Source organism: Porphyromonas sp. COT-108 OH2963, assembly GCF_000768895.1.
GTDB classification, from domain to species: Bacteria; Bacteroidota; Bacteroidia; order Bacteroidales; family Porphyromonadaceae; genus Porphyromonas_A; species Porphyromonas_A canoris.
On sequence record NZ_JRAP01000012.1, the window covers coordinates 62,228 to 77,661 of the forward strand.

Below are 15,434 nucleotides of genomic sequence, written 5' to 3' on the forward strand. Positions count from 1 at the left end.
TGTGGATTATTATTTCAGTATGATATTGTTTGGGATGAGAACACGCTCTCCCAATCGGTTTGCCATATTGTTCCTAATGGCTGTCCAGCGTTGTATCTCTTTCAGAATCTCTGTACGCCGTTCGATATTCTCCTCATCTGTCTCCTTCAAACTCTCCATAAGGTGGTCTATCTTCTCTCTGACGTAGTTGAACTTCAGGTTCAGAATAAGCTTATAGACAGCTGTTACCAGCTTGTGAGCCTCTTCCGTCTTATCTTTCTCTCCTCCATGAATGGCACTCAAAGGTCTCTCGTCCGTTATGATACGAGTACCCAACAGACGGATACCATCTTCCGGATGAGAGAGAAGCTGCTTGTAAATCTGCTCCTTATCCATATTCGGGATCATCTCTTTGTAGAGAAGGCGATAGAAACGCGTGAATGCTTCGGAGAAGAAGCCGGTGTCTTCCAGTTCGGACAGCTCTCCCTCCACCAGCTCGAATACTGCCGGAGAGTAAAGTTCGCCCGACTCGGTCTCAAACTTTATGGGGTCAAGGACGGTAAAAATATCTTTGAGCAGGGCGTGTAGCAAGGCAAACTCTCCCGGCTTGAGATTGTGATCTTTTGCCGGGGTCTGTACAAGCCGCTCTGTCTGCCCTTCCGTCGAGAGAGTCTCTGCCTCTTGTTCTATCCGTGAAAGAGATTGCTCGGAATGTTTCTGCCTCTCGCTCCTCTTCTCGCTGATGGATGAGAATGCCACTTCTTCCGATATTCCGGTATGAGCAACGGCTTCTTTGATGTAAAACTCCCTTGTCAGCTCATCCGGAATGAGTGCGATAGAGGATAGAATACTGCTCGTCATCTGCACGCGAGCCTGTACGTCCTGTCCCTTGTTTCGCATCAGCACATCGCTCTTAAAGCTCACAAAGTCCTGTTCATTGGCATCGACATAGGCGTAAAACTCCTCCGGTGTTTTCTCTTTGACAAATGTATCGGGGTCGTGTTCGGGAGGAAGCGTGAGGATCTTAACGTTCAATCCCTGCTCCAATCCCACATCAATACCACGAAGAGCCGCTTTAAGTCCCGGAGCATCACCGTCAAAAAAGAGCGTTATATTGTGAGTAAACCTCTTGATTTTACGCACTTGAGACTCTGTCAAAGCCGTACCGGAAGATGCCACCACATGCTTTATTCCTGCCTGATGAAGTGCCAAAACATCCATGTAACCCTCCACGACGAAGCATTTGTCCTGCTTTCCGATCTCCTGTTTTGCCTGAAAAAGTCCGTATAGCTCGTCTCCTTTACTATAAATATCCGTTTCGGGAGAGTTGACGTACTTCGCTGCTTTTTGAGAAGGTTTGAGGATGCGGCCTCCAAAACCAACGACACCTCCGGAGAGAGTATGTATCGGGAATATGATCCGACCTTGGAAACGTTCCCAGATGCGCCCGTCTTCTCCTTTCGTTATAAGTCCTGCCTTGATAAGAGATTCCTCCTTGAGACCTTTTTTCATAGCCTCTGAGTGGAGATACCCTTGCTTATCGGGAGAAAAGCCTATCTGAAACTCTTTCAAGACCTCTTCATGGAAGCCTCGTTCTCTGAAGTAGGATAGACCGATGGTGCGACCCTCTTGCACTTCAAACAGTTCGCGGACAAAAAGATCGCGGGCAAAGCTGTTTGCCATGAAAAGAGCCTCTCTCTCGTTTCGGACTTCAAGCTCCTCCGCCGAGAGTTCGCGCTCCACAATCTCTATTCCATACTTTTTGGCAAGGTACCGAATGGCATCGACCCACGAGAGTTGCTCGTGTTTCATGATGAAATTGAGAGGAGAACCGCCCTCTCCACAGCTGAAACACTTGCATATATTCTTGGAAGGAGAAACGTAGAAAGAAGGATTGCGATCTTGATGAAAAGGACAGAGACCTATATAATTCTGTCCACGACGATGCAGAGATACGAAGTCGCTCACCACGTCTACTATCTCTGCTCTGTCCAGAACCTCATCTACTGTTCGGGCATCTATCCTATATTTTCCGCCAACACCCTCCATGCTGTTTCAAGATCCTCCTCTGTATCTATTCCGATAGTCGGGATGTTTGTCTCTCTGCATACTATCCGAAATCCGTTTTGTAACCAACGGAGCTGCTCCAGCATCTCTATACACTCGTATGGAGAGCGCGGAAGTGCGCAGACTTTTTCCAATGCTTCCGGTCGGTAAGCGTACATACCAAGATGCTTGTAGTAAACCCCGGAAAGATCTACCGGTATGCCTCCCTCATCTTTTCGGGAGTACGGAATAGGCAGGCGAGAGAAATAGAGTGCATTATCGGAGAGATCCCTAACCACTTTCACCACATTCGGATTCTTTGCCAGCTCCGAGACATTCCCCTCTTTAGCCAAATCTATGCAGAGAGTCGCTATATCCGTCCGAGCATCTTCAAATGCACCGCGAAGCAGATCCAAGTGTTCTTTTGAAACAAAAGGCTCATCCCCCTGCACATTGATGATGACATCCGCCACAAATCCGCTCTTCCTGTACGCCTCAAGGCAACGATCCGTTCCGCTTTGATGGTCCGGAGAGGTCATGATGGCTTTTCCGCCGTGTGCCTCCACGGCATCCACAATCTCTTGCGAATCTGTTGCGACAACGGCAAGATCCACATACCGACTTGCACGATTGTAAACATGTACCACTATGGGCAGCTCTCCGAGCAGTCTCAAAGGCTTACGGGGCAGGCGTTGAGAGCCTATCCGGGCAGGAATGATTGCTATTGTTTTCATCGACATTGCTATACTTAAAGATCTCTCTGCAAAGATAGCGGAAAAAGCCTACGATGTCCCGATTTATTTTCTCAAGACACGCAAGGCCTCCGAAGTGGATGTCAGGATCGGTTCAGTAGATATGGGAGCACCTACGGCATGCTTCATCCAATGATTCGGAAGTATTCGTCCCACAGAGAACATCCGCTGTACCTCTTTTGCCAAGTTCTTATCTCCCATGTATTTTTCTATCTGGAAGTTGATAAGATGCCCTACGGAATAGTTCGGCAAATAGAGCGGATAGACCAACATGTGAGAATAAATTCCCAGCAGGGTCTCGTCTTTTCCTCCGAGTATGTCGGCATAGTAGCTGTTCCAAACCTCTTTGGCGATCTTCAAGAGCGCCTCTTTGAGCTCTGCCGGAGAGGCTTCGGGGTTGGCATACATCCACTCCCATACCGCAATATCCACGAGCGACACACCCATGATCTCGTAACAGCTCCAAAACTTATCGAGAGCCATATAGTACATATCCTCTTCCGAAATGGTCTGCAATCCGAGCAGCTGAAGATCTTTCAGCTGAAACAAGAAAGCAAGAGCCTCTGTAAAGCCGGTGTTGGGTACGCCGTTGAGCATATAATAGTCGACATCGTTCATCGAAATGGTCTGTTCGACGTTGTGTCCGAACTCGTGTACGGCAATGTTGTAGCCTTTGTAGTCCATCCCTTTCTCCCCTATTCTTGTACGAAGTCGGGCTACATCGCCTCTCATCATAGAGCCCATGGCGTGTCCGGCACCTCTTGAAGGATCTACCACAATCAGTGAAGTGATACGCTCAGCCTCTTCCGGTGTCCAGCCGAGCTTTACAAGGATATGAGGCAGATCTGCTTTGAGAGCATCCGGATTGGGATAGAGCTTGGAAGTGATCTTTGTAAGCTCATCTTCGGACATGGTTCCGCGAGGTTTGAATCCATCGTACCAAATATCGAAAGGCTCCAACGGACGACCGAGTCGCTCTGCAATGAACGATGCCACCTCTCTCACCTGAGGCGATGTAAGCAGACTGATGAAGAGCGACTTAACCTCAGCCAGCGGGATCTCCATATCCCGATCTATGGCTCTGTCTATCTGGGTGGGATAGTGAGGGAAGTAAGGGTCCAGAGCTTTTGAGGAAAGAAAATTATTGAGCAGTGCCACGTAACGCATATCATCCGAACTTTTCGCTGCCACATCGGCTCCGGAAGCATCCACGATCTTATTGCTGTAAGGCTCCCAAAGCAGCTCTTCATTGCCCACAACGTTTTCAGGCAGGGTCTGATCTATTATTCGCTTCATCACTTGGTAGATCATCCGCTGTTTGGTGAGACCTTGCTCTTTGTTCGCGTAGTTGGATTTAAGCTCGTCTCTCAACCCCCAATGGGATATGAGCTTCATATCTTCGGGGAAGAGTCTCTGCCCGTTTTCGTCCACAAGGTTGCCCATTACGATATTGTATTCGGCTATATAGGTGTCGTTCTCGGTAAGAACCTTGGACTGCCCTTGCTTTATGGATGCCGGCACGCGAGAGATAAAGCGGTCTCCCATCCGTGCATAAGCCCACTCTCTCCTGCTCCAGCTCTCTCCCAGACGGCTCTTCTCTTCGAGCGTATAGAATGGGAAGTTGAGTGCCGTAACGAATGCCACCTTCCCGGAGAACATATCGTCATCCAGGTGTGAGTACACATCGTAGTAGCCAAAGAGCATATCCACCTCCGTTGTGGCAGGTCCCGATACGTGCAAAGGGCGTTTCAGGTGAGAGTCTATCTTATGAAAGTGTCCGATCATAACTTCAAAGTTGCGCTCCAGAGTATCGTACAGCCCGGAAAGTTCTGCCTCATCCGCCACAAACATTTTGCGGCAAAAAGCCTCGAACTCTTCGGCTGTGCCATCTTCGGCACGCCACAAAGCTGCCACTTGAGAGACTCCACGCTCTATTCTGAACAAGGAGGACTTCCCATGCAACATCTTTAGGGTGTCTGTCGTTTTCTGTATCTGTTCCATAGTGATAGAGGTTGCCGCCTCCGACTTATCCGTGCCGCACTTATTCTGTCCGGCACAAGCAGAAAGCAGTAAAGCGAAAGTCGCAAGCAAGATTGCATTTAATCGTCTCATAGGTCCTTAACTAAATTGGTTCTACTATTTCTTTGGAGATCTCTTTCGCTAAAAAGAGATTAAAATATCCATGTAAATATAAAACGTTTTAGGGGAACGAACAAAGCGAATACTATTAAGAAGAAAAAAGGGCATAAGGGAAAGATGCTCCGGCAAAGTGCACTTTTATATAAAAACAGGGAGATGAAGCCATTTTTTCCGACCGGCTCATCTTCTCCTCAAATTGCGCCCACGCCTCAAGAAAAGAGATAAAAACCTATAAACCAACAGGTTCATAGATTTTTCGAATTTGAGAACTTTTCTCCCTTTGGTCGCTTTCAGGGAATCCGGTAAACGTGTTTAATGAAATCACTAAACGTGTTCATTGAAAAATTAAACACGTTAAGCCGACAAAATATGCTCGTTTAGCGTTTTGGCTTAGCAGGTATCGGAATTTGTGTTAATAAAATGAGGTGATTTTAACTATTCCCTTACCCTCTAAAAATGAGGTGTCGGAACAAAATAGAGAGAGGGAAAAAGAGAAGCGTTTTCGGTATGGAATATATAAAAATGAAAGGGTCGGCGAATTTTGATTTTTCAACAAAATTTCAGAGTTTGCATGACAAAAAAATAATCCCTAAATTTATCCCGATTTTGGGAAACGGATCTCTCCGGTTCGGTAACAGTTATGGCCCAAAGCGGAGAGAACGGAGCGCTTCCCGAAATGGAGTCGAATACTGAATTATGTACCATATTTAACAGATATAACACAAGAAAGTTATGGAAATACCATTCGCAGAATCTTACCGCATCAAGATGGTTGAGCCGATCCACAGATCGACTCGTGAAGAGCGTGAACAATGGATTAAAGAGGCGAAGTATAACCTCTTCAAGCTAAGCAGTAAACACGTTTTCATCGACCTCCTTACAGACTCCGGTACCGGAGCAATGAGCAACCGCCAATGGTCTGCCATGATGATGGGAGACGAAAGCTATGCCGGAGCAGAAAGCTATTTCGAGCTGAAAGAAGCTATCAAAAAGATCCTCGGATTCCCTTACTTCTTACCTACTCACCAGGGACGCGCAGCAGAGAACGTGCTTTTCTCTACAATCGTAAAAGAGGGCGACTATCTTCCGGGCAACTCTCACTTTGACACCACAAAAGGTCATATAGAATACCGCAAGGCTCATGCCGTAGACTGTACCATATCAGCGGCAGCACAGACAGAGCTTGAGCTTCCGTTCAAGGGAGAAGTAGACTTGGAAAAGCTGGAAAAGGTATTGGCAAACAACCCTAAAGAGAAGATCCCTTGCGTGGTACTTACGGTAACCAACAACACGGCAGGCGGTCAGCCCGTATCTATGAAGAATATACGCGACGTGCACAACCTCTGCCGCAAGTATGATATTCCATTGCTGTTGGACTCTGCACGCTTTGCGGAAAATGCTTACTTCATCAAGACAAGAGAAGAGGGCTATGCGGACAAGAGCATCAAAGAGATCGTGCGCGAAATGTTCTCTTATGCGGACATGATGACCATGTCCAGCAAGAAAGACGCTATCGTAAACATGGGCGGTTTCGTGGCTTTCAAGAACGAAGAGCTATGGAAAAGATGCCAGATGTTCTGTATTATGAACGAAGGATATATCACCTACGGCGGTATGAGTGGACGTGACATGGCTGCTTTGGCAGTAGGCTTGGACGAAGGCACTCAATTCGATACTCTGGACACCAGAATACGTCAGGTGCAATATCTTGCGGCAAAACTCGATGAGTATGGCATACCTTATCAACGCCCGGCAGGCGGACACGCCATCTTCCTTGATGCCAAAAAGATCCTTCCTCAACTGCCTCGTGAAGAGTTTGTAGCCCAAACATTGGGAGTGGAACTCTATCTGGAAGCCGGAATACGCGGTGTGGAGATCGGAGCCATCCTTGCAGACCGGGATCCTGAAACCAAAGAGAACAGATACCCGGAGCTTGAACTGCTTCGTCTTGCAATACCTCGCCGTACATATACAAACAACCACATGGATGTGATTGCCGCAGCAGTGAAAAATGTATATGACCGCAGGGAAAGCATCACAAAAGGATATGAGATAACTTTTGAACAACCCGTGATGCGTCACTTCACAGTAGAACTTAAAAAGCTATAACGTGAAGCTGCTCATCAAACACTTATAAGTGGAAAGAAATATTCGGCGAGTCTCACCTGATAAACTGTGTGAGACTCGCCGAATGACTTTTATACCCCCGAACAACGAGCAGCAAGGAAGACTCGAAAGTGATACATTTGCCAATAAAATCGGACTCTCTTAAAAAATTGTCCTAATAAAGATAATGTTCTATATTTGCATAATAGAATAATGTAAGCAAGATTTATACACAAACACTTATACATTTCATTATGAATATTTCTCACATTGAGCACTTGGGTATTGCCGTTAAGAGCATCGAAGATTCTCTTCCATACTACGAGGGAGTCTTGGGTCTAAAGTGCTACAACATCGAAGTAGTAGAAGACCAAAAAGTAAAAACCGCTTTCTTCAAGGTAGGACAAACCAAGATAGAGCTTCTTGAACCAACCTCAGAAGACAGTACTATTGCGAAGTTCATAGAGAAAAAAGGAGAAGGTATCCACCACATTGCATTCTCTGTAGCCGATGTGAATGCAGAGCTGCCACTTTTGGAAGAAAAAGGTGTTCAGCTTATCGACAAGAAAGCCCGTAAAGGAGCAGAAGGTCTAAACATCGCATTCCTTCACCCGAAAAGTACAAGAGGCGTACTTACGGAGCTTTGCTGCTCTTGCGAATAACACTCCGCGAAGAGCCAAGACTTTTAGATCAGAAAGACAAACAAAATAAACACGAAATTTAGAATGAGTACTCAGTTAGACAAGATAAGAGAGCTTATCGAGAAAAGAAATACAGCTCGCCTGGGCGGCGGTGAAAAACGTATCGAAAGCCAGCATGCTCGTGGAAAATATACTGCTCGCGAACGTATAGCACTCCTTTTGGATGAAGGAAGCTTCGAGGAGTTCGATATGTTCGTACAGCACAGATGCTCGAACTTTGGTATAGATAAAACAAAGTTTCTCGGTGATGGTGTAGTGGTAGGCTCCGGTACAATAGACGGCAGACTGGTTTACATCTTTGCTCAAGACTTTACCGTATTTGGCGGTGCACTCTCTGAAATGCTTGCCGCTAAGATCTGTAAGGTGATGGATATGGCTATGAAGATGGGTGCTCCCGTTATCGGTCTTAACGACTCAGGCGGTGCACGTATCCAAGAAGGCGTAAACGCTCTTGCAGGATATGCAGAGATATTCCAACGCAATATCCTTGCTTCCGGTGTGGTACCTCAAATATCTGCCATCTTCGGTCCTTGTGCCGGTGGTGCGGTTTACTCTCCGGCTCTTACCGACTTCAATATCATGTGCCGTGGAACAAGCTATATGTTCCTTACCGGTCCTAAAGTGGTTAAGACCGTAACGTATGAAGATGTAACACAAGAAGAGCTTGGTGGAGCAGATGTTCACACAACCAAGTCGGGCGTGGCACACTTCGCAGTGGATACAGAAGAGGAAGGACTAAATCTTATCCGCCATCTTCTCAGCTTCATGCCGCAAAACAACATGGAGGATGCTCCGGCTATCGAATGCACCGACCCTGTAAACAGAATGGAAGATGCGTTGAACCACATCATTCCGGACTCTCCTAACCGTGCATACGATATGTATGACGTGATCGGTGCCATCGTGGATAATGGTGAGTTTCTTGAAGTACACAAAGACTACGCACAGAATATCATCGTTGGTTTTGCTCGCTTCGGCGGTCAGAGTGTAGGTATCATTGCCAACCAACCAAAGGTGATGGCGGGTAGTTTGGACTGTAACGCATCTCGCAAGGGTGCTCGTTTCGTTCGCTTCTGCGATGCTTTCAATATTCCTCTCGTTACGCTTGTGGACGTTCCTGGATTCCTTCCGGGTACAGGTCAAGAGTACAACGGCGTCATCACTCACGGGGCAAAGATTCTTTATGCTTACGGAGAAGCTACCGTACCTAAGATTACAATCATTCTTCGCAAAGCGTATGGCGGTGCTTATATCGTAATGAGCTCTAAACACTTGCGCGGTGATATCAACTACGCTTGGCCTTCTGCGGAAATCGCCGTAATGGGTCCATCGGGAGCTGTTGAAGTGATCTTTGCGAAAGAAGTTGCTGCTGCAAGCGATCCGGCATTGGCTGCACAAGAAAAAGAAGCAGAGTATCGCAATGCATTTGCAAACCCATACAATGCTGCATCTTACGGTTACATCGACGATGTTATCGAGCCTGCAAATACTCGCTTCCGCATCGTAAGAGCATTGAAGCAGCTTCAAACAAAGAAAGTGTACAACCCGGCGAAGAAACACGACAACATTCCGCTATAATGTACTCTATCTTCAGACATGAATTCTTGCAAGATGAATAAACTTTTCATCAGGAGTACGCTCCTTCTCCTATGTTTTATCTTTCCTTTGACTATATCGGCTCAGAGCGTGAAAGCTCTGCGTCTGAATGAAGTGCTGGTAGTTAATGAAACAAACTTTATTGACGGTTACGGCAACAGGAGTGCTTGGATAGAAATATACAATAACTCCGCAGGAACGGTAAACATAGGAGGTTGCTTTCTGACTGATGATCAAAGCAATCCTAAGAAATATCCTATTCCGAGAGGAGACGTAAAAACAAAGATCGCTCCATTTCAGCACACTCTTTTCTGGGCTGATAACTCTCCGGAAAAAGGGACATTTCATGTCAATTTTACGTTAAAAACAGATCGACCGAACTATCTTGCCCTCTATGACGCCGATGGCAAAACGCTTATAGACGAAATAATGGTACCTGCCGGACAAAAAGCGGATATCAGTTACGGAAGAACGGTAGACGGCAAACCCGGATGGTCTGAACTTAAAAAAACAACTCCGGACACCAATAACGTTACTTTGGATACCAATACCAAAGTGGAAAACTTAAAGGTCAATGACCCTTACGGTGTCGCAATAATAGTAATATCTATGTTAGTAGTATTTTTAGCACTTATAGTCTTCTTCCTTGTGTTTAAGCCTGTGGGGAAATCTTTTACTCGCAATCAGGAAGGAAGAAGAAATGTCAAAGACATGTCGGATGCGGGCATCAAGCCAACGCCTTGTAAGGGAAAAGCGGACGACGCTGTCTATGCAGCTATTGCGATGGCTATGTATGAACACTTCGAGTCAGGCTATGAAAAAGACGGTCGGATCACTATCTCTCCGGCTAAGAGAGCCTATTCTCCGTGGAGTTCTAAAATACAAACCATGAGACAGTACCCAAGATAATAGAACGCTTGGAAGAGTCCGTCTATCTGCCCGAACAGATAGAGGAAAGACCTATAATAAATTTACACTCAAAGAATACAGAACAATGCAAACTTACAAATACACTATCAATGGTAAGGAATACGAAGTAACCATTGGAGAGACTAAAGGTAACGAAGTAGCCGTTAGTGTAAATGGCACACCATATACCGTAACTAAGGAAGGCAAGCAAGCAGCAGCGCCTGCACCTCAACCGGCTTCCGCTCCGGCTCCAACACCTAAAGCAGCTCCGGCTCCCGTTGCAGCACCTGCTCCTCAACCGGCTCCTGCTCCTGCGGCTCCTGCTCCTGCTCCTGCAGCGTCAGGCTCAGGTCATGCCGTTAAATCTCCTCTTCCCGGAGTAATATTGGATATCACTTGTAATGTGGGAGATGCTGTGAAAAAAGGGCAAAAGCTTCTTGTCTTGGAAGCAATGAAGATGGAGAACGACATCAAAGCGGACAGAGACGGTGTTGTCGCATCTATCAATGTGGCTAAAGGCGAAAGCATCCAAGAAGGTCATACCCTCGTTACTATTTCATAATAAGCTCTCATGTTTGAAGCATTCTTAGATGTGCTTAGCAGCAGCCTCGATATGTTTATAAGCAATACGGGGTTTGCGAATGCCACATGGCAGCATTTTGTAATGTTGTCATTCGGATTGCTTTTCATCTTTTTAGGCATCAAATATGAGTGGGAGCCTCTTCTGCTCATCCCGATAGGTTTCGGGATGCTCATTGGCAATATTCCATTCAATGAAGAAGCCGGTTTACAGATAGGTATCTACGAAGAGGGTTCTGTACTGAATATCCTCTATCAAGGGGTTAGACAGGGGTGGTATCCTCCTCTTATATTCTTGGGTATCGGGGCGATGACGGACTTCTCCGCTCTCATCTCCAATCCCAAGCTTATTTTGATTGGAGCGGCGGCTCAGTTTGGTATTTTCGGAGCATACGCCTTGGCTTTAGCTTTCGGTTTTGAACCGCATCAAGCCGGAGCCATCGGTATCATCGGAGGAGCAGATGGTCCTACTGCGATCTTTCTTGCTTCAAAGTTAGCTCCGAATCTGCTTGGAGCCATTGCGGTGTCCGCCTACTCTTACATGGCGTTGGTACCGCTTATCCAGCCTCCATTCATGCGTATGCTCACGACATCAAAGGAGCGTCTTATACGCATGAAGCCTCCACGTCAGGTCTCTCATACGGAAAAAGTCCTCTTCCCTATCATTGGTCTGTTGCTCACTACCTTTATTGTTCCCTCCGGACTTCCCTTGTTAGGAATGCTGTTCTTCGGTAATCTCCTCAAAGAAAGCGGTGTTACAAGAAGATTGGCAGAGACTGCAAGAGGACCGCTTATTGACGTCGTAACGATTTTGCTCGGTGTTACCGTAGGTGCATCAACGCAGGCATCTCAGTTTCTATCCACGCAGTCGGTTCTTATCTTCGGGCTTGGAGCGTTCTCCTTCATGCTTGCTACTTGTGCAGGGATACTGTTTGTCAAGTTCTTCAACCTTTTCCTAAAAGGGGACAACAAGATAAACCCTCTCATCGGCAATGCCGGAGTATCTGCCGTTCCGGACTCTGCTCGTATATCGAACCATGTCGGATTGGAGTATGACGACACCAACTATCTGCTCATGCACGCCATGGGGCCGAATGTTGCCGGAGTCATCGGCTCTGCCGTAGCCGCCGGTATTCTGCTCGGCTTCCTCAGCTAAAAAGGATAAAGACATTTATAATATAAAAGGAGAAGATTTCGCTTGAGATCTTCTCCTTTTTATTTTATAGCAAATGAGCAAAACACCCGGGAGATACTTGTCTACGAAGAGCGACAATCCTCTTTCTGCCACAAAGTATCGGCAAAACAAAAAACGTCATTCCGAATCCCGCTCTTTTCTAAGCTCGTCCAAATAGCTCGCTGTTATCACACCAGACGGCAGCGCAATAATAGCCACACCAAACAGAGAAGACAACATACTGATGGCTCTTCCCATTTCCGTCACGGGACAGAGATCGCCGTATCCCACGGTGGTAAGGGTTACAGTAGCCCAGTAGAGAGCATCAAAGAAAGAGGAGAATGTCGGTTCACCGGTTTTCGGATTGATATAAGGCTCGGTGTTGAACATCACCAGAGCGGTAAGGAAGATATAAAAAAGGGCTATCACCAGCACGGACAGCAACACTTTCTTCTCCTTTTTCAGCACATTCAGAAAGATGGCAAGCTTATCCGTATATCGGAAAAACTTAAACAGCCGGAATATCCGCACCAGACGGGAAAGCCTGAAAACCTTCAACGCAGGAGAGAATATAGCCAAAGCCGGCAGTATGGAGAGAAGATCCACAATGGCCATGATGGTAAAAGGATAGATAAGGAAAGACCATCCACCTCTCTTCAGTTTAAGATCGGCAGTACTCCAACGCAGCACATAGTCCACGATAAAGACGCAGACGGTTACCAGCTCCATCTGCCGGAATATCGGATAATTCGTCATGAACATAAGGGGTACGATGCTCACCATTATGGCTATGACCATAAAAATATCGTAGGCATGGCTCCATCTGTTGCCACACTCTCCTTTTTCTATAAGGATAAAGAGTCGTTCTCTCAGCGACTGCGGCTGATACGGCTTAGCATTATTCGGGGACATTATCTCTATTAAAGTTTTTTATCTATTTCGGATGTAAAGTTACAAGTTTGGATAAAAAACAAGCCTTTCCTTCGATGAACTTGCAGCCTAAACCGGCAGAGGAAAGAGTAAAAACAGCCGTATCACTCATCTTGTGGGCATTAAAAGCCCCGTTTATAGCCTAATATTGCTTGTTTTTCCTATCTTTGGAATGGTATATAGTACCACTTTATGCCGGAAACAGACCGATGACTACCATACTCATACAAGAAAACAGTGTACTCAGCAACGTGGTAAGGCAGCACGTCATACTGCTTCCCATGCTTAACCGATTTGGGATACGTCTCGGATTGGAAGACAAGAGTATGAAGGCTGTATGCGAAGAAAAAGGAATAGATATAGAGTCCTTCCTTCACATTGCAAACAGCTACATAGACCCCTCATACCTGAAGAAGGTCAGACTCTCTCCGTTCTATCCTCAAATGATGGCGGACTACCTTGCAAGGACAAATGCTTTCTATATTGATGCACAGATACCCAATATAGAGGTACATATGTCTCCTCTATTGCGCGACAGTAACGACAATCCTTCGCTAAAGCTCTTGTCAAGATTTTTGGGAGAGTTCAAAGAGTTGCTCTTAAAACGGATAGCCTACGATACAGAAGTGCTTCTCCCCCACTTCAGGGCTCTTAACGAGAGACTCGGACAGGATATCAAACGTATCACTCTCGGCACTCCGTCCGAAGAGACGACAGATAAGAGCGAAGAGCTGATAAGCGATATTCAGGAAGTGATGATTAAGCACTTATCCGGCGAGTTCAACGACAACTTAAGCTATGCCGTGCTGTTCAGCCTCGTCATGATCGAAAAAGATCTCGCGTGCAACAACAGACTAAGACGCCGACTCTTCTTCCCCATGCTGCGAGCCATGGAAGCAGAGTTGGGTGTAGAGCATATAAAATAGGAGAGAACCTCACATGGCATCATCCAAGACATACGTAGCGATAGTAATTTCCGAGACCCTCCGCAGGGCGGGGCTTGAGTTTATACTGCGCTCTGTCGGGGAAAGATGCCTCATAGACACGTTCGACAGCTTTCAGATCTTCTTCGCATCGGACATCGAAAGGTACGACATCGTCTATATGGAGGACACGCAGCTGGTTCTTAACGAGGAGGCTCTACGAGGTCGCAAGTTTCGTATCGTGCCGGTCTACACCAACAGAGTTCCGCTTCCGGACTCTCCGGAAGATATACAAGGGATATGTACTCAGTGGGATGCCGGAGAGATCAGGAGCGCATTGGCTCAGACCCTCAAGCGGAAGCTCTACTCTCCAAACATGGCAAAGGATCTTTCTCTCCGCGAAATGGAGGTCTTGAAAGAGGTTTCCCTCGGACGCACCAACAAAGAGATAGCAGATCTCTTGGACATCAGTATGAATACGGTGATGACTCACCGCAAAAACATCACCACAAAACTGGGAATAAAGACCGTGTCCGGTCTCACGTTTTATGCTCTCATGAACGGAATACTTTCTTCGGAAGAGGTAGAGAGCGTAGTGGGCGGAGACGTTTAATATTAACTATAAAAACAGAAATTTCTAACCCTTAAAACAGTGTATTTTATCATGAAAAAAAGATTACTTACTCTCGTAGCACTTCTTGCTTTCGCCTTGCCTGTGGCGGCATCTGCTCAGATAGACATTTTTGTAAAGGCGGGAGCCAATTTCTCTCAGTTCCCAAACAAGCCATTGGATATTAAAGCACAAGATATACTTTCTGCTCATGCAGGTTTGGGTATCGAGGTGGGAGTGCCATTCTTGCCATTGTATGCAGATGCGGCTCTTCTCTACTCCAGAAAAGGAGCAAACATCTTCGACAAGAGCAAAGATGCAACAGAAAAAATTCGCGAAGACCTCTTGATCATCCCTTTGAATGCAAAGGTCAAACTGGACTTCTTTGAGAATTTCGGAGTGATTTTGTTTGCCGGGCCCAACTTTGCTTACTCTATCAGCAACAACTTCGACCAGCTCAAAACACAGTCGTTCAACGAAGTTAAGTTCAACAAGGCAAGCTTCGGATTCCAAGCCGGTATGGGTATCGAGTTGTTCGAGAAGCTACAAATCACCGCTCAATACGAAGCTCCGTTCAAGAGCAACTATCAGTACACCGGCACAAGTGCACTCATAGAAAACTTCTACAACAACAAAAACAAGACAATAACCATATCTGCGGCATATCTATTCTGATCCTGCAGACATTCTTATATCGGGAGGCTGTGTCGGGATATTGTCTTGACACAGCCTCTTGAATGTGAGAACATATCGGACAGAATCATCTGACACAAAGATTTAAGAGCGGTAGCGCCTTATCAATCCGTCTCATTTTGTGAGGAGAGTAGGGGCAGGAGAAGAAACAATAGAAAAGGCTCTGCCATATTACCCCCTTTCAAAAAGATTTTGAACCCGTTTGAAAGTTCTTTTTAACTCGTAAACAAACTCTTCTGAACAGCAACAATTCTCAAAACCAAAGCATGATTTGCAGCATTCAAGGTTCGACTTACA

Annotated in this window: 13 protein-coding genes; 9 read left to right on the top strand and 4 right to left on the bottom strand. The window is 46.2% G+C overall.

What is annotated here, in order from left to right; genetic code table 11:
- Positions 1-9: 9 nt before the first annotated feature.
- From dnaG to HQ39_RS06785, 3 genes are all read right to left on the bottom strand, one after another.
- Positions 10-2,028 (bottom strand): DNA primase, encoded by a 2,019-nt coding sequence (dnaG, locus tag HQ39_RS06775; protein ID WP_036864895.1) that lies wholly within the window; start codon positions 2,026-2,028, stop codon positions 10-12.
- Positions 1,998-2,759 carry a 3-deoxy-manno-octulosonate cytidylyltransferase gene (gene kdsB, locus HQ39_RS06780; protein WP_036864898.1) on the bottom strand — a complete coding sequence of 254 codons (762 nt, stop codon included), beginning with the start codon at positions 2,757-2,759 and terminating at the stop codon, positions 1,998-2,000. Before kdsB ends, dnaG begins: the two co-directional genes overlap by 31 nt.
- A 63-nt stretch (positions 2,760-2,822) precedes the next feature.
- Positions 2,823-4,889 (bottom strand): hypothetical protein, encoded by a 2,067-nt coding sequence (locus HQ39_RS06785; RefSeq protein ID WP_036864901.1) that lies wholly within the window; start codon positions 4,887-4,889, stop codon positions 2,823-2,825.
- A gap of 759 nt (positions 4,890-5,648) precedes the next feature.
- Here HQ39_RS06785 and HQ39_RS06795 point away from each other — a divergent pair.
- From HQ39_RS06795 to HQ39_RS06820, 6 genes are all read left to right on the top strand, one after another.
- Complete coding sequence (locus tag HQ39_RS06795; protein WP_036864904.1) at positions 5,649-7,025, top strand: tryptophanase; 1,377 nt, start codon at positions 5,649-5,651, stop codon at positions 7,023-7,025.
- Between the two features lie 251 nt (positions 7,026-7,276).
- Positions 7,277-7,684, top strand: a complete 408-nt coding sequence (mce, locus tag HQ39_RS06800; protein ID WP_036790014.1) for a methylmalonyl-CoA epimerase — start codon at positions 7,277-7,279, stop codon at positions 7,682-7,684.
- Positions 7,685-7,747: 63 nt separating this feature from the next.
- Positions 7,748-9,301, top strand: coding sequence for an acyl-CoA carboxylase subunit beta (locus HQ39_RS06805; protein ID WP_036844806.1), 1,554 nt, complete (start codon positions 7,748-7,750; stop codon positions 9,299-9,301).
- Between the two features lie 33 nt (positions 9,302-9,334).
- A complete protein-coding gene (locus HQ39_RS06810; RefSeq protein WP_036864906.1) occupies positions 9,335-10,228 on the top strand; it encodes an OadG family transporter subunit in 894 nt (297 codons plus the stop codon).
- A gap of 85 nt (positions 10,229-10,313) precedes the next feature.
- The gene (locus HQ39_RS06815) at positions 10,314-10,790 is read left to right on the top strand and encodes an acetyl-CoA carboxylase biotin carboxyl carrier protein subunit (RefSeq protein ID WP_036864909.1); all 477 of its coding nucleotides are present in this window, start codon (positions 10,314-10,316) and stop codon (positions 10,788-10,790) included.
- 9 nt (positions 10,791-10,799) lie between these two features.
- The gene (locus HQ39_RS06820) at positions 10,800-11,963 is read left to right on the top strand and encodes a sodium ion-translocating decarboxylase subunit beta (RefSeq protein ID WP_036790005.1); all 1,164 of its coding nucleotides are present in this window, start codon (positions 10,800-10,802) and stop codon (positions 11,961-11,963) included.
- A 156-nt stretch (positions 11,964-12,119) separates the two neighbouring features.
- Here the strand turns inward: HQ39_RS06820 and HQ39_RS06825 are convergent, their stop codons facing one another.
- On the bottom strand, positions 12,120-12,893 hold the full coding sequence (locus HQ39_RS06825) for an ion transporter (protein ID WP_052079522.1): 774 nt from the start codon (positions 12,891-12,893) through the stop codon (positions 12,120-12,122).
- A 227-nt stretch (positions 12,894-13,120) separates the two neighbouring features.
- Between HQ39_RS06825 and HQ39_RS06830 the strand changes: the two genes are divergently transcribed.
- Genes HQ39_RS06830 through HQ39_RS06840 form a run of 3 tightly spaced genes read left to right on the top strand, consistent with a single transcriptional unit; the run spans position 13,121 to position 15,119 of the window.
- A complete protein-coding gene (locus HQ39_RS06830) occupies positions 13,121-13,837 on the top strand; it encodes a hypothetical protein (protein ID WP_036864910.1) in 717 nt (238 codons plus the stop codon).
- Positions 13,838-13,850: 13 nt separating this feature from the next.
- Positions 13,851-14,447, top strand: coding sequence for a LuxR C-terminal-related transcriptional regulator (locus HQ39_RS06835; protein ID WP_036789998.1), 597 nt, complete (start codon positions 13,851-13,853; stop codon positions 14,445-14,447).
- A gap of 51 nt (positions 14,448-14,498) precedes the next feature.
- Positions 14,499-15,119 carry an outer membrane beta-barrel protein gene (locus tag HQ39_RS06840; protein ID WP_036864911.1) on the top strand — a complete coding sequence of 207 codons (621 nt, stop codon included), beginning with the start codon at positions 14,499-14,501 and terminating at the stop codon, positions 15,117-15,119.
- The last annotated feature ends 315 nt before the right edge of the window (positions 15,120-15,434 follow it).

Bases quoted from the DNA above. Each gene is read 5' to 3' on its own strand.
- HQ39_RS06795 (WP_036864904.1), top strand. From the start codon at position 5,649: ATGGAAATACCATTCGCAGAATCTTACCGCATCAAGATGGTTGAGCCG.
- HQ39_RS06825 (WP_052079522.1), bottom strand. From the start codon at position 12,893: ATGTCCCCGAATAATGCTAAGCCGTATCAGCCGCAGTCGCTGAGAGAA.
- HQ39_RS06840 (WP_036864911.1), top strand. From the start codon at position 14,499: ATGAAAAAAAGATTACTTACTCTCGTAGCACTTCTTGCTTTCGCCTTG.
- HQ39_RS06835 (WP_036789998.1), top strand. From the start codon at position 13,851: ATGGCATCATCCAAGACATACGTAGCGATAGTAATTTCCGAGACCCTC.
- HQ39_RS06820 (WP_036790005.1), top strand. From the start codon at position 10,800: ATGTTTGAAGCATTCTTAGATGTGCTTAGCAGCAGCCTCGATATGTTT.
- kdsB (WP_036864898.1), bottom strand. From the start codon at position 2,759: ATGAAAACAATAGCAATCATTCCTGCCCGGATAGGCTCTCAACGCCTG.
- HQ39_RS06815 (WP_036864909.1), top strand. From the start codon at position 10,314: ATGCAAACTTACAAATACACTATCAATGGTAAGGAATACGAAGTAACC.
- HQ39_RS06810 (WP_036864906.1), top strand. From the start codon at position 9,335: ATGAATAAACTTTTCATCAGGAGTACGCTCCTTCTCCTATGTTTTATC.
- mce (WP_036790014.1), top strand. From the start codon at position 7,277: ATGAATATTTCTCACATTGAGCACTTGGGTATTGCCGTTAAGAGCATC.
- HQ39_RS06785 (WP_036864901.1), bottom strand. From the start codon at position 4,889: ATGAGACGATTAAATGCAATCTTGCTTGCGACTTTCGCTTTACTGCTT.
- HQ39_RS06805 (WP_036844806.1), top strand. From the start codon at position 7,748: ATGAGTACTCAGTTAGACAAGATAAGAGAGCTTATCGAGAAAAGAAAT.
- HQ39_RS06830 (WP_036864910.1), top strand. From the start codon at position 13,121: ATGACTACCATACTCATACAAGAAAACAGTGTACTCAGCAACGTGGTA.
- dnaG (WP_036864895.1), bottom strand. From the start codon at position 2,028: ATGGAGGGTGTTGGCGGAAAATATAGGATAGATGCCCGAACAGTAGAT.